The following is a 14,461-nucleotide window of genomic DNA, read 5'->3' on the forward strand; positions in this document are numbered from 1 at the left end:
CTCTATTTTTTCAAAGCTTCCAGTAAGCCTCTGTACTTGGTCCGTGAGATCAAGCAATTGTCCCCATTTTCAAAAAAAGCTTTCTTGGCTTCTTTATCAATCTTCGTAATATTTTGCGGATTCACCACAAAGGAGCGGTGGCACCGATACAAGCGGGGATCTGCTTTTTCGATATCGGCAATACTAGCGTAAAATTCCAAGCGCTCTTCCTGGGTGTGTAAAATGACCTTGTGAATGGTTGGGGACGTTTCAACATACAAAATCTTATTAAAAGGAACTTGTACACGCGCCATCGCACTCTCAAATGTAAAGGCATCTTGCGCAATCGTGGTCCCAGCTTGCTCCAAGGTATAGTCGATGGCTGAGCTGATTCTCTCTTTGAACTCTTCCTCACCCAGCGTTTTATCGATAAAATCCAAGGCGGCTACTTTGTACTGAAAGGTAATGGGCATGAATTCAGAGTGAGTGGTGACAAAGACAATGGTCGCATGGGGGTCTTTCTTACGAATCTCTTTTGCAATCTCCAGACCTTTTTTCTCCTCACCTTTAATCTCGATATCTAAAAAGAATAGGTGATGAGCGCCTCTCTCTGTGATAGCATCTAGCAACTGGCTTGATTTCCCAAACACTTCTGGCGCTTTGCATTGCAAGGACTTCTGAGCGATAAGTTCCTGCAAGACCGATTCGATTCGTGATTGCTGGATCCACTCATCTTCTAACACAAAAATCTTCAACAAAGTCTTCACTCCTTCCCCTCGACGAATATGTTCTATTTTACCATAAATAATAGCTGCTGAGCCACTCTTTCAAAGTAGACTCAAAAGGCATTCTATCTTTTTCTCCTTAACAAGAAAAAACTCTCCCGGAGGAATCCGGAAGAGCTTGCGCAAGGGGAATTTGAAAAATATTTTTTAATATGAAAAAGGTCGATAAAATCTACACTATGTTCAAACTCTCATTTTACTAACAGCGATATTACGATCAAGTTTTATTGTCAATAGACATGTATGTGGGAAGTTCTCCCCTTGCAACAATGTAGACCTGTGATCTACTCTTAATAGTATACACTAGAATTATTACAAAATCAGTTAATTTGTATTGCAATTTGTTGGCAAATATTCCTCCGCCTGAAAACACAACAAACGCTTGATTCCCAAGCATCTACGCAAGTCCTCTTTAACTAGTATTTATCATTTCTGTTACAAAATTTAAAATAAAAATATTATTCCATAACAAATGAAAATCCCAAAGCACGATAAAAAGAGGCTGGGACAAAAGTCCTAGCCCCTCAATTATTTTTGGATTGTCGAGCAAGACACAGTGGTTGAGTGGGCTCTACTACGCTGATTTTATCAGTTTTTACAGCCCTACTCAACTGTGCGGAGGTGGGACGACGAAATCGAATTCTAACGAATTACCGATTTCTGTCCCACTCTCTTTGAGCTAGTAAGACGATTAGCCAGACCGCACAATAGCGGCTGGCGTCAAATGATGAGAGTCATAGCCTCAATCATTTGTAGCGGTTACGACGCGAAAAAGGGAGGAACGATACTTTCCTCCCTTTGAGCTAGTAAGACACTTCGGCAAGGCACCATGGTGCTTGCCATAACAATAAATGCACCTGATAAATTAACCAAGGGGTTACGACGTGAAAAGGGAGGAACGATATTTTCCTCCCTTTGAGCTAGTAAGATGATTAGGTAGGCCGCAACATAGCGGCTACCGTCCAATGATTCGGTGCTTTAGCACCAATCATTGGTATCAGGTTACATCATCCCGCCCATCATGCTTGGATCCATTCCTGGTCCTGCTGGGGCTGCTGGTTCTGGTTTGTTGGCTACGACTGCTTCGGTCGTCAAGATCAGACTCGCTACGGAAGCGGCGTTTTGAAGGGCTGAACGGCTCACTTTGACAGGGTCGATGATTCCTGCATCAATCATATTCACCCATTCACCTGTTGCGGCATTGAAACCTGTTCCGACTTCGGCATTTTTCAAGCGATCAATCACAATAGATCCTTCATAACCGGCATTGTGAGCAATTTGGCGCACGGGTTCTTCCAAAGCACGAAGAACGATATTGCGTCCGGTTGCTTCATCCCCTTCCAATTCAAGGGCTGCGACTGCAGAGATAACATTGACAAGAGCTGTACCACCTCCGGCAACGATCCCTTCTTCAACGGCTGCGCGAGTCGCATTAAGGGCATCTTCGATACGGAGTTTCATTTCTTTCAATTCTGTTTCTGTTGCAGCACCGACCTTGATTACGGCAACACCACCAGACAATTTAGCCAAACGTTCTTGTAATTTTTCACGGTCAAATTCAGAGGTTGTGGTTTCGATTTGTGACTTGATAACCGCCACACGGTTAGCGATCGCTTCTGGGTTACCAGAACCTTCGACAATGACAGTACTGTCTTTATCGACTGACACTTTAGCTGCTTGACCAAGTGCTTCAATGGTTGCATCTTTCAATTCCAAACCAAGGTCATCTGTAATGACTGTACCACCTGTCAAGATGGCAATGTCTTCTAGCATGGCTTTGCGGCGATCTCCAAATCCTGGTGCCTTGACAGCTACGACATTAAAGGTACCGCGGATCTTGTTCAAGACAAGTGTTGGAAGAGCTTCGCCATCGACATCATCAGCGATGATCAAGAGTGGACGGTTGCTTTGAAGAATGCTTTCCAACAATGGCAAGATTTCTTGGATATTTGAAATCTTCTTGTCAGTGATCAAAATGTATGGATTTTCAAGGTCAGCCACCATTTTTTCATTATCAGTGACCATGTATTGTGAGAGGTAACCACGGTCAAATTGCATGCCTTCAACGACTTCCAGTTCTGTCTCCATTCCACGTGACTCTTCAATCGTGATAACCCCATCTTTGCCAACTTTTTCCATGGCTTCAGAGATGTACTCACCGACTTTTTCAGAACGAGAAGACACAGCAGCTACTTGAGCAATCGCTTCCTTGCTCGATACTGGGATCGCATTGTTTTTTAAAGCTTCTACTGCTGTTGCAACAGCAGTCTCAATCCCACGGCGGATGCCAATTGGGTTAGCTCCTGCAGTGACGTTTTTGATCCCTTCACGGACGATGGCCTGAGTCAAGACCGTTGCGGTCGTTGTACCGTCACCTGCGATATCATTGGTCTTAGAAGCCACTTCTGACACCAATTTGGCACCCATATTTTCAAAATGGTCTTCCAATTCGATTTCTTTTGCGATGGTCACCCCATCATTTGTGATCAAAGGTGAACCAAATGATTTTTCAAGAACCACATTGCGTCCTTTAGGGCCCAACGTAACTTTCACTGTATCTGCTAAGACATCGACACCACGGACCATTGCAGAACGTGCATCAGATGAAAATTTAATATCTTTTGCCATTTCTCTTACCTCTTTCTTCTCTTACTCTACAATTGCAAGAATGTTTGATGTTCCAACGATGGTGTAGGTTTCTTCCCCATCTTTCACTTCAATTCCTGCATGGCTTTCAACCAAAACGTGGTCTCCTGCTTTTACAGCTGGAGCAATGAGTTCACCACTTAGGGTACGCACACCTTCACCAACGGCCACTACTTCAGCTGTTTTTGTATCAGCCTTGCTCGCACCTGCGAGGACAAAACCTCCAACAGTCTGTTCTTTTTCTTCTACTTTTAAGACCACACGGTCTCCTAATGGTTTTAACATGTTCATTCCTCCATACGTGTTTTTAGCACTCTCTATACATAAGTGCTAACTTATGTTTCTATTGTATCACTTGGTCAGAAATAGTCAAGAAAAAAACACCTCAAAAATAGATGAGATGTTTCTAAAATATCAATTTAAAATTGTCAATTTTTGATTGAAATCATCGATCACTTTTTGAAGATTGATCCGCCCACGGTAGATACCATATCCAAAAACAATCATGCCTAAAATTCCAACCAAGGCTAGTAAAATCCCGAGGATCAAGAGTGGGAGGAAACTTTTGTGAAAGAGATAGATCAATACCACACCAATACTGGCAATGATAAAGAGTAAGCTGAACCAACGACCAAGGTTTTCAAGCATGTGGCGTTGGTACTTGATTTCTGTTTCATATCCATTGACAAGTTCTTGTTTTGTAACCATGGGATTCCTCCTGATAAAAATTGAGAATGAAGTGCAAATAAAGGAGGTCCATTCACTTCATTCTCAAAAACTCCTACTAGCAAATTCGTTTTTTCTTGACCTTAGTATTTAAGATGTGGGTCAAAGATACCAAGGGCAACACCGATCAAAGCCACTACAACGAGAAGTAACATGACTTTGTTTGGTGAAATTTTTTTCTTAGACATCAACCACCAGCAAAGAGTGATGAAGGCTGCTGTCAAGAGACCTGGATAAACACCATCGATCTTTTCTTGGATGTTCAAGAAGACTTTTCCTTCAGAATTCTTGAATTGAAGGGCTGTTGTAACAGATACCCAAGTAGCTGCTACGGCACCGATAACCATACCACCGACAACGCTGATCGCTTTACGAAGAGCTTGTCCTTTTGGTCCTACAAGGAATTCAACGGCTTTATCCCCTAATTGGTAACCTTTGAAGAAGGCAAAGCGCATACCAAAGTAGACTAAGAGGTTCCATACGACGATGTAGAAGAGAGCACCAGCGACGTTACCACCTTTAGAAAGACCAAGGGCAATCCCTAAGAGAACTGGAATCAAGGTACCAACGACCAATGAGTCACCAATACCAGCGATTGGTCCCATCAAACCGGCACGCATACCGTTGATGGTTTCGCCATCTACTGCATCTCCGTTTGCACGCGCTTCTTCCAAACCAGCTGTGATCCCTACAACAAGAGATCCAAGTTGTGGTTCAGTGTTGAAGAAGGCCGTATAGGTTTGCATAGCATCCTTTTGTTCTTCTTTTGTGTCATACATTTCTTCTACGATTGGAAGCATAGAAGTCAAGTACCCGAAGGTTTGCATATGTTCTTGAGAGAAACAAGTCAAATGACCATAATACCAATGATGGAATGCTTTTGCTAATGTTTTCTTTGAAATTTTCTTTCTATCAGCCATTTTAAATATCCTCCTCATCATCGTCTTGGTCCACCACTCCGGCTGGAGCAGCTTTCATCGATTTGATCACTTCAAGTTCATAGTAGATTACTGCAAAGATTAATGAAACAACGGCACTGGATACCAAGTTCAATCCGAGAGATTTTGCCAAGGTAAATCCAACAAAGAATGGAATGAAGTCAGTTGCTTCTGTAACAATTTGTTTCAACAAGATGGCAATACCGACACATGGGAGAAGAGCACCGACTGTAAAGAGGGCTTTCATCCAGTAACCATCCATAGGAAGGTATTGTTTCATCAAATCAACCATGTTTTCACCGTATTTGGTGATAATCATTGTTGGAAGGAAAGAGAAGAGGAAGTGAGAGATCCAAGGGTAAACCCAGTCAACTGCGTAGAGTTTTTTGAAGTTTCCTTCTTCAACGGCTTTCCAACCAATGTGTTGCCAAACCAAGTTCATAGTAGCGGTACCGTAGAAAAGAACTGTACCAATTGTCCCAACGGCTGCACCGATTGGAGCTGCAGCTGCGGCGATTCCTGCTTCATCTGTGATGTTATTAGCATGCACAAACAAGATAGCAAGAGGAACACCGATGTAAGAGATGGCACGCACATCGGCAGATACGGTACCACCAGGTGTTACCAAGGCGATATAAACGACTTGAAGGGCAACCCCGACCATAATACCGGTTGTCACATCTCCAAGAATTAAACCTGAAATCAACCCACCGATCAAAGGACGACCGAGTGTATAGTTCCCGATACTGGAACCTCCCATACCAGGCATTGAAGACAAGCTGGCGAAAATACCAAGCAAGATTGCTTGAATCCATGAAATTGTCATAACAAACGCTCCTTTTGTTTGTAAATTTATTTACCTAACAGATCAGACTGTTAGTTTTAAAAACCAAATTTTGATTTGAAATCATCCCAATACCCGATGGAAACATCTGGCAACAATTGGAATTTCACCTTGTAGCCTGCTGCTTGAATGGCTTGGAAGGCTTCTGCTTCTTCCTGAGTGATGGATTGGTTATTTCCCAATTTCACAGCTCCAGGACGATCATTTGCAGGGCCAACAATGATTTCTTTAACATCACCTGGGACAAACCCTTGGTCGACCAAAATTTCCTTCATATCGATTGGATTTTTGGTAATCAAGAAGTAACGACTATCTGATTCTGTTACTTTTGCTGATTTTTCTTTAAAAGCTTCCTTTGTCCATACAAAGGTTTTCTTGTCTGATGCGCCTTTGTAAGCTTGGATCAAAACCTTGTTTGATGCTGCTGCATCATTTACGGCAATCAAACCATCACATGGTTTTTCCTTTGCCCAGCGTGTGACTGTTTGACCGTGAATCATGCGGTCATCAATCCGTACAAATGTTACTACCATAAGGTACCTCCCTATTAAATATCGTCATCATCTTCTTCAGCACCAGCGGCTGAAATTTCAAAAGGCTGTAGTGCAGATCGTGCTTCTGATAAGATGGTGGCTGACAAATCGTCTCCCTCCAACACATCCTTCATCACAACTGCCGTCAAGGCCATGGTGAGGTTCATCCCACCAAGGATCAAGGCTCCATCGAGCTTTCCAGCTTCTTCTAGAACCGTGGCTGCAGTGGTTAATGGACTACCACCTACGATATCTGCCAAGACCAAAACAGAATCATCAGCTGTCAATCCTGAAATGCTCTCTCTGAAATCAACTGCGAAGTCATCGACCGATTTTCCTTCTTTGAGTCCAACTGCGATGACCTGATCCAACTTGTCACCAGCAAACATGGCTAGTGATGTTTTTAGACCTTCTGCCAGTCCGCCATGACTGACCAAAACGAGGTATTTCATTTTTCTACGCCTCCTTTATTTGACTCTATTGTAGATTATTTGAAAGCGTTTTTACATTGTCAAATGTCACATTCCTAATATGACATTTAGCAATAAAAAAATGACATCTGTCACTTGACAAAATGCCATCTTATTTTACTCTAAACTCCTACCTGTAGACTACTTTCAATCTCCCTCTGAATTTGAGGCAAGCGGTTCTCAACATCTTGATCGCGCAAGGCATTGCCAATCAAGTAATCTAACTTTTCTAACACCTCTTTTGAGACATTTTTAGGACTACTTTCAACAGCTTGTTCCATGATGCGGTTCAAGGTCTGATTGGTCAAGGAATCCGTCCCAAAATCATCTACCTGCAAGAGGTCTTTACTAGAGCGACTCTTGACTACCTGTGGCATGACAGAGATCCCCTGGGATTGGGCAAAGAGGGTTTGTTGAATTTCGGGATCCTCTGTTAAGAGTTGCATTAATTCCCAAGCCAACTTGGAATGAGAACTTCGAGCCGACATAGCAAAAGAAGTCGTCGTGACCAAGGTTGCCTTAGTCGTTTTTGACTTAGCCGGCATCGGGATACAGGTCCAGGTGAAGTTTGAATATTTAGAAACGTGGTAGGGATACGGTTTATAGGTCCGATATTGGGCCAAGGTCATGGGATAAAAGGCGACTTTCCCCTGGTCAAAATCTTTAGAGCTCACCTTGTAATTTTTATTTAGATCTTTCAATTTTTGCAGAAAAGTCAAAGACTCTTTCACTTCTGGAGCTGTCAGCTTGAGCATGCCACCTTGGAAGAGATGACCTCCATTTGCCGCCAAGGCTTCTTTCCAGGTGTATTCTGTGCTCCCAAATTGATCCAATTGCCCATCCCCATTGGTATCTTTGGTTAGTTTCTTGCAAATCGTATAGAACTCTTCAAGGGTCCAGCCTTCTTTGGGAACCGCGATACCTTCTTTATCCAAGAGATCTTTATTGACACACATCAAAATCGGATTGCTTTCATAAGGTAAGGCATAGGTTTGCCCCTGATAGACACCCGATTCAAAGGCAACGGGATAAAAGGCAGCTTGATCTTTTCGATCCATATAGCCGTTTAACTTTTCTAATACGCCCCGCGCTGCTAATAAGGAAAGATCTTGCTCAGAGACCATAAACACATCTGGCGTCTTTCCTGAGACAATCTTTTCGGAGAGCCAGTCAGAATAATCCGACTGCGGAATCCCATTTTCATACTCTACACGAACGTGGGGATGGGATTTTTCAAATTTTTGAATCGCACGATCCAAGGCATGGGAACGTTGACTGGTCGGCACATCCCAGCTAGAACCTGCATAAACGCCGATATGGAGGACGGTCGGTTGCTGTTTCCACCAATAAAAACCTGCGCTCGCACAGAGCGCAACAAGGAGACCGATCCCCCAACAAAGATGCTTTCGCTTCAATTTCATTCTGTATTTCCTTTAGAAAAATCACGTCTCGTCACTCCTGTTTGGACTGACCAGATCGCCAATTGCGTTCGATCTCGTAGGTTTAATTTCGCCAAAATCGTTGATAGGTAATTGCGCACGGTTCCTTCTGACAAGAAAAGTTTGGCCGCAATTTCTTTATTGGACTCTCCATAGCCGACTTCTTGGATAATGCGCCATTCCGTCGTGCTCAAATCCTTGACATTGTCCTCATCTACAGCAATAGAGAAGTTGGTTTTGGCCATTTGTGAGAAAATTTGAAAGACTTTACTAGCGATATTCGGGTTGATCATGGCTCCGCCTTGATACACCACCTTAATCGCTTCATAGAGTTCCTCTGTCGAGGCTCCCTTTAAAAGATAACCTGAAGCACCATACTTGAGTGCACTATAGATAAATTCATCATCATCAAAGGTCGTTAAAATAATAATTTTGATATCCGGATAGTGCTCTTTGACTTCTTTTGTCGCCAAAACCCCATCCATGCCTGGCATCCGAATATCCATTAAGATCAGGTCAGGATGTGTCTGTGGAATGCTAGACAAGACGTGATTCCCATCTTCCACTGTGGCCACCACTTCGATATCGGGGTGGGCTGACAAAATTATTTTCAGAGATTCTCGAATCAAGGCCTGGTCATCTGCCACCATTACTTTTATCACCATCTCTATCTCCCTTCTTTATATTTCGGTAAACTGACGCGCGTGAAAAATCCATCGCGGCTTTCAAATTGAAGCTGTCCTCCTAGGATAGAAATTCGTTCCATCATCTGCTTGAGTCCATAGCCATAGGTCAAGGTTTCAAACCCAACCCCATTATCCTGCAACTCGATCAGGTAATCTTCCTTATCTTCAAAAAAATGAAGGCTCATCTGACTAGCATGACCGTGGCGAACCGCATTGGTCATAGACTCCTGGATCACACGAAAGATCGTATCTTCAATCATGACGTCCATATCGACATCGACCCATTCATAGTGTAAATCAACCTGCAAGTTGGAAAGCGTCTGGTACTCACGGATCATCTTTTCCAAAGCATCTTTGAGGGTTCGTCCCTCAAGGGCACCTGGACGGAGGCGGTTGAGAGAGCCCCTCACATCCTGGATCCCTTCACGAACCACTTCTGATACGCTTTTTACCTGCTCTTTTGCCCGATTGGGATCGATGTCAATCAAGACTCCGACAGCATCCAGCCCTGCCGAGATCCCTGTTAGCGCGTGCCCCAAGGTATCGTGAATTTCCCGAGCAATCCGCTTACGTTCCCGATCTTCTGCAATCTTCTCAGACAAGGCCATATAGTTGTTCAACTCCGTATTGACCTTCGAAACCATGGCCAACTCTTCTTCTACTTCGTGGTTTTCCGCAAGAACATTCATAATATAGAACAAAAGCGAAATAATGAAGAGCACCATATTCAAAGCATAGAGGGAATTCTTCAAGAAAAAGGCCAGAATCCGAATGGAGGCAGGATAAAAATGAATATAGACATCCAGAGAAGGTATCGGAAAGAAAAGCGAAAAGACGTCTGAATTGGTCACAAGAAGCATCAAGAAACTCACTAGGATAAACGCAAACCAATACTTGCGGTCTCGCTTGGTATTCAACTCTTTGGAACCATAGAAGATATCCGCAAAAACCAAGAGAATGAGCCCGTTATAAGCTACATTTTGGACCCACATCAAGAGCAACATCAGGAGGATCTCCAAAATGTTCCACTTATCAAAAATGGACCATCGACTCGTTTGAGACCAGTAACGACTCATGGAGATCAAGGCAATTCCAGCAAATAAGAGCGCAGACAACCAAAAAGTTGTCGAAGGCGCAAAAGGAATACGCTCTAAACGTTCTACTAATAGGGAGGCTTGTCGTTGGGCAATGATATAGTTGGTTGCTTGAAGATAGATGATACTGTTGAGCATCACAGCGATAAAATTCACGACCATCAGAATGGCCAAACTGTATCTCACACCTCTAAATTTTCTCATTACTGCCACCCATTCACATCAAAGTGATCGATGTTTTCCTTTGTCATCATTTGAACCGGAATGGTTATCTCTTTTTGGTAGCTCTTCCCAGCCGTCATATCTTGGATGACCTCCATCACACGGTCTCCCATCTTCAACGGAGACTGGGCAACGGTTCCTACAACATCATCTGTCGAGTGCAGCAAGGCTTTCATATCTGGTGAGCCATCAATCCCATAGATCGCAATGGGATGGGTGATTCCTTGCTCCTTGATCGCCGCTAAAGCTCCTATAGCCGAGCGATCATTCAGGGCAACTAGTGTATCGACATCCCCCCCTGACTGCAAGAACTTACGGACAGCTGGCATGGCGATCTCCGTCTGCCCCTTGGTTTCTAGTTCCGAGATAATCTCATATGACCCATGTCCTTTGATGGTATCCTTAAATCCCTGAATCCGCGTATCTGCTGAAACAGTCCCTTTGTGCTCCAAGAGAAGGATCTGAGCATTTGAAGAGCGTTTCATCAGCTCTTTCGCAATCAAGACTCCTGCTTGGTAGTTGTCGGAGACAATGCTGGCATCCGGCTTAAAATGCTTGAGCTGGGTATCAACTGCAATGATCTTAATTCCTTGTTTTCTAGCTTTTTTAAGAGCCCTTAAAATGGGCTGACTATCCCCTTTGACCGGATTAATCACAATCACATTTACTTTTTGGGCGCAAAAATCATCGATCTGCTGGCTCTGCCTTTTTTCATCCAATTCCGGATCTCGAACAGATACAAGAGCACCTCTCTCATCGGCAATTCGACTAATTTCCGAATGAATACTTTTATAGAACTCATTGTTCATGGTCATATAGGTGACACCGATCTTGGTCTGATCCTTGATGCTACTGGTTTGACAAACGGCATAGATCCACAAGAGGATGCAAGCCACTGGAATCACCAGTAAAACCCGTTTTATCAGCCATTTCAACCGTTCTTTTCTTTCTTCTTTCCCCTTCAAACTCCGTTCCTTTTCTGAAAATTTTGAATATATATTACTTTATTTTACTACTTTTTCAAGAAAAGTGCTGGCTTTTATTGTACAGATGCATATTTTTGATTTATTTTTAAAAGACTTTTTCCGAATGAAATCCCTACCAAGTATCAAAAAAAGCTGGTCTATAAACGAACCAGCTTTCTTTTTTTGTTTCTAAAAAGGAAGATCTTCCTCCTCTAAAATGATGTCGGCTAAATCTCCCGTTCCACCATTTTCACGCATCGCTCGCTGAGCGCGGCTCTCTAATAACTGAAAACTTTGGCAGAGGACCTCTGTCACATATTGCATGACCCCATTTTTCTCGTAGCGGCGCGTCCGAATCTCTCCATCCAAAGAGATCAAGCTCCCTTTGCTGGCATAACTAGCCATGGTTTCAGCTAATTTCCCCCAGACAACCACATTTACAAAGTCAGTCTCTCGCTCCCCGTTTTGATCCTTGTAGCGACGATTGACCGCAACGGTCACTCGGGCAACGGATTTGTCTGTGCTGGTTTTGTGCAATTCTGGGGCCGCCACCAGGCGACCGATTAAAATAACTTTATTATACATCATTTACCTCCTATCTATTTATTCGAAAAAATTTCAAAAAATGGAGGTGGCAAACCAAAATCAAAAAAATCTAGGATTCAAAAAATCCTAGATTCTTCTTTTTATTCATGCCAGTGGCGAGCAGGATCAAATGGTGTTCCTGCTACTTCTGCGTCATCCAATTCAATAATGCCTCGTTTTTGAGGAGCATTTGGCAAGTGCAATTCGCGAGGACTGCACATCATGCCATAGCTTTTTTCTCCACGAAGTGCTCCTGGGAAAATCAAGCTACCATCCGGCATCATGGCACCTGGAAGAGCAACAATGGTCTTGAGGCCTACACGCGCATTTGGAGCCCCTGCTACGATCTGAACCGTCTTATCTGCCCCAACTGCTACTTGGCAGATATTCAAGTGGTCACTATCTGGATGGGCCACCATTTCAAGGATTTCTCCCACCACAAATTTTGGTTCCCGATCATTGACCAAGCGTTCTGAAAAACCTTCTCTTTCTAATTCTTGGTTCAAACGAGCCACTTGCTCATCTGTCAAAAAGACTTGGCCCTTGCCTTCTACGGCAAAGATAGTTGAGAGTTCAAAGATATTCCAGGCAACCGTTTCTTGGTTGTCCTCACGGTAAACGCGAGCCACCTTTCCTTTTCTCTCCACCGTGAGCTTTGCTTCCCCACTATTTTTCAAGGTCAGCATCAATACATCGCCGACTTGTTCTTTGTTGTATGTTACAATCATGTTTTTCTCCTATTTTAATCCTGCTAAGAATGCTGTAATCTGCGCTTTGGTTTTCCGATCCCGATTGACAAACCGACCGATTTCCTTATCCTTTTCCAGAACCACCAAACTTGGGATCCCATAAACATCCCAGACTTTCGCCAGATCCATATAGGCATCTCTGTCAATCAAGATAAAGGTAAATTCGGGATTTTCAGCTTCAATCTCCGGCAAAAAAGGCTTGAGGTAACGACAATCCCCACACCAGTCGGCTGAAAAGACAAAGACTTTCTTGCCATCTTGCTCTACGTATGAAGCAATTTCTTCTAGAGAATTTGGTGTAATCATAATTTTTCCTCTTCGTAATGCAAGAGACCGTCCTCATAGACAAAGCGGTAATGGCGCTCATCTTCAAAAATGACGCCTCCTACTAAGCGCTCTTCACTAGACTCGTAGAGTTCCACATACAGAGTCGCAATCGTCCCCATGGCTTCCATTTGCTCCCGTACTTCTGCTACCAATTCTTCTTGGGTACGAAGATGCTTTTGATCTTTTGCAATTTTATAAACACCGGCCGCAAGGGCTCCTGCACTTGCTACAGCCAGACTAGACAAAATAATTTTTTTAGCTTTCATAGTGCCTATTGTAACACAAAATAAGCAGAGGGACAACGGTCTAGGCTAGATCTCTCCCTCCGCTTTTTGGGACTGATTTCCATAATAACGCTACCATCCTTGTAGAAAAAGTGATAAAATAGCATCAGAAAGAAGGTAACCTATGACTGATTTATTTTCTAAAATCAAAGAAGTAACTGAAATCCCTGCCATCTCAGGTCACGAAGCTCCTGTACGGGATTATTTGCGCCAACAATTGACCCCTCATGTGGACGAAATCGTGACAGATGGTCTTGGTGGGATCTTTGGGGTCAAACACTCAACGGCAGCCGATGCTCCTCGTATCTTAGTAGCTGCCCACATGGACGAAGTTGGTTTTATGATCAGTGAAATCAAAGCTGACGGAACTTTCCGTGTTGTCCCAATCGGAGGTTGGAATCCGATGGTCGTCAGCAGCCAACGCTTCAAACTCTTTACACGTGACGGACGTGAATACCCTGCTATTTCAGGATCTGTTCCTCCTCATTTGACACGTGGAACAGGTGGACCAACCGTACCTGCCATTAGCGACATCGTCTTTGATGCAGGCTTTAGCTCTAAAGCCGAAGCTGAAAGCTATGGGGTCCGTCCTGGAGATACCTTGGTCCCAGATAGCTCTGCGATTCTTACTGCTAATGGTAAAAACGTCATCTCAAAAGCATGGGATAACCGCTACGGTGTCTTGATGGTCAGCGAATTGGCCAAGAGCCTTTCTGGACAAGCCTTAAACAACGAACTCTATGTAGGGGCCAACGTTCAAGAAGAAGTGGGACTTCGTGGAGCCCACACCTCAACCACTAAATTTGATCCTGAAATCTTCCTTGCTGTAGACTGTTCGCCAGCAGCCGATGTCTTTGGAGACCAAGGTGCGATTGGGGAAGGAACACTGCTTCGCTTCTACGATCCAGGTCACATCATGCTACCAAATATGAAAGATTTCTTGCTCACTACTGCTGAAGAAGCGGGCATCAAATTCCAATACTATTGTGCCAAAGGTGGTACCGATGCAGGTGCAGCACACTTGAAGAATGGCGGAGTTCCATCCACAACCATTGGTGTCTGTGCACGTTACATCCACTCTCACCAAACCCTCTATGCCATGGATGATTTTTTGCAAGCGCAAGCCTTCTTACAAGCATTGGTTAAGAAATTGGATCGCTCTACAGTTGATTTGATCAAACACTATTAA

The 14,461-nt window shown here is 43.6% G+C and carries 17 protein-coding genes; 1 reads left to right on the top strand and 16 read right to left on the bottom strand.

From position 1 onward, the window contains the following. Nucleotides 1-2: 2 nt before the first annotated feature. From O3629_RS01230 to O3629_RS01305, 16 genes are all read right to left on the bottom strand, one after another. Entirely contained in the window at nucleotides 3-737 is a 735-nt protein-coding gene (locus O3629_RS01230) for a response regulator transcription factor (RefSeq protein WP_371608597.1), read from the bottom strand. A gap of 1,029 nt (nucleotides 738-1,766) precedes the next feature. Then, the gene (gene groL / locus O3629_RS01235) at nucleotides 1,767-3,392 is read right to left on the bottom strand and encodes a chaperonin GroEL (RefSeq protein WP_003004647.1); all 1,626 of its coding nucleotides are present in this window, start codon (nucleotides 3,390-3,392) and stop codon (nucleotides 1,767-1,769) included. A 21-nt stretch (nucleotides 3,393-3,413) separates the two neighbouring features. Continuing rightward, a complete protein-coding gene (gene groES / locus O3629_RS01240; RefSeq protein ID WP_003013619.1) occupies nucleotides 3,414-3,695 on the bottom strand; it encodes a co-chaperone GroES in 282 nt (93 codons plus the stop codon). A gap of 129 nt (nucleotides 3,696-3,824) precedes the next feature. Then, the gene (locus O3629_RS01245; RefSeq protein ID WP_003004348.1) at nucleotides 3,825-4,118 is read right to left on the bottom strand and encodes a hypothetical protein; all 294 of its coding nucleotides are present in this window, start codon (nucleotides 4,116-4,118) and stop codon (nucleotides 3,825-3,827) included. A gap of 101 nt (nucleotides 4,119-4,219) precedes the next feature. Next, nucleotides 4,220-5,074 carry a PTS system mannose/fructose/sorbose family transporter subunit IID gene (locus tag O3629_RS01250; RefSeq protein WP_037585172.1) on the bottom strand — a complete coding sequence of 285 codons (855 nt, stop codon included), beginning with the start codon at nucleotides 5,072-5,074 and terminating at the stop codon, nucleotides 4,220-4,222. Further along, on the bottom strand, nucleotides 5,058-5,900 hold the full coding sequence (locus tag O3629_RS01255; protein ID WP_003004789.1) for a PTS sugar transporter subunit IIC: 843 nt from the start codon (nucleotides 5,898-5,900) through the stop codon (nucleotides 5,058-5,060). The genes O3629_RS01250 and O3629_RS01255 overlap by 17 nt, the downstream gene beginning before the upstream one ends. Before the next feature lie 56 nt (nucleotides 5,901-5,956). Beyond that, the gene (locus tag O3629_RS01260) at nucleotides 5,957-6,451 is read right to left on the bottom strand and encodes a PTS sugar transporter subunit IIB (protein ID WP_000261775.1); all 495 of its coding nucleotides are present in this window, start codon (nucleotides 6,449-6,451) and stop codon (nucleotides 5,957-5,959) included. 14 nt (nucleotides 6,452-6,465) lie between these two features. Then, entirely contained in the window at nucleotides 6,466-6,903 is a 438-nt protein-coding gene (locus tag O3629_RS01265) for a PTS sugar transporter subunit IIA (protein WP_024054947.1), read from the bottom strand. A 140-nt stretch (nucleotides 6,904-7,043) separates the two neighbouring features. Continuing rightward, nucleotides 7,044-8,342 carry an ABC transporter substrate-binding protein gene (locus O3629_RS01270; RefSeq protein WP_371608598.1) on the bottom strand — a complete coding sequence of 433 codons (1,299 nt, stop codon included), beginning with the start codon at nucleotides 8,340-8,342 and terminating at the stop codon, nucleotides 7,044-7,046. Further along, on the bottom strand, nucleotides 8,339-9,022 hold the full coding sequence (locus O3629_RS01275; protein WP_037585171.1) for a response regulator transcription factor: 684 nt from the start codon (nucleotides 9,020-9,022) through the stop codon (nucleotides 8,339-8,341). Before O3629_RS01275 ends, O3629_RS01270 begins: the two co-directional genes overlap by 4 nt. Before the next feature lie 5 nt (nucleotides 9,023-9,027). After that, nucleotides 9,028-10,344, bottom strand: a complete 1,317-nt coding sequence (locus tag O3629_RS01280; protein ID WP_371608599.1) for a sensor histidine kinase — start codon at nucleotides 10,342-10,344, stop codon at nucleotides 9,028-9,030. Then, entirely contained in the window at nucleotides 10,344-11,327 is a 984-nt protein-coding gene (locus tag O3629_RS01285; protein ID WP_371608600.1) for a substrate-binding domain-containing protein, read from the bottom strand. Before O3629_RS01285 ends, O3629_RS01280 begins: the two co-directional genes overlap by 1 nt. A gap of 189 nt (nucleotides 11,328-11,516) precedes the next feature. Further along, nucleotides 11,517-11,912 (bottom strand): single-stranded DNA-binding protein, encoded by a 396-nt coding sequence (locus O3629_RS01290; RefSeq protein ID WP_003004675.1) that lies wholly within the window; start codon nucleotides 11,910-11,912, stop codon nucleotides 11,517-11,519. 101 nt (nucleotides 11,913-12,013) lie between these two features. Then, on the bottom strand, nucleotides 12,014-12,640 hold the full coding sequence (gene ytpR / locus O3629_RS01295) for a YtpR family tRNA-binding protein (protein WP_371608601.1): 627 nt from the start codon (nucleotides 12,638-12,640) through the stop codon (nucleotides 12,014-12,016). 9 nt (nucleotides 12,641-12,649) lie between these two features. Further along, nucleotides 12,650-12,967, bottom strand: a complete 318-nt coding sequence (locus O3629_RS01300) for a thioredoxin family protein (RefSeq protein ID WP_021154296.1) — start codon at nucleotides 12,965-12,967, stop codon at nucleotides 12,650-12,652. Further along, nucleotides 12,964-13,254, bottom strand: a complete 291-nt coding sequence (locus O3629_RS01305; RefSeq protein ID WP_371608602.1) for a DUF4651 domain-containing protein — start codon at nucleotides 13,252-13,254, stop codon at nucleotides 12,964-12,966. Before O3629_RS01305 ends, O3629_RS01300 begins: the two co-directional genes overlap by 4 nt. A gap of 142 nt (nucleotides 13,255-13,396) precedes the next feature. Here O3629_RS01305 and pepA point away from each other — a divergent pair, with 142 nt between their 5' ends. Then, complete coding sequence (pepA, locus tag O3629_RS01310) at nucleotides 13,397-14,461, top strand: glutamyl aminopeptidase (RefSeq protein WP_014712788.1); 1,065 nt, start codon at nucleotides 13,397-13,399, stop codon at nucleotides 14,459-14,461.

The sequence above is a fragment of the Streptococcus sp. 27098_8_12 genome, from assembly GCF_041432115.1.
GTDB lineage: Bacteria > Bacillota > Bacilli > Lactobacillales > Streptococcaceae > Streptococcus > Streptococcus parasanguinis_V.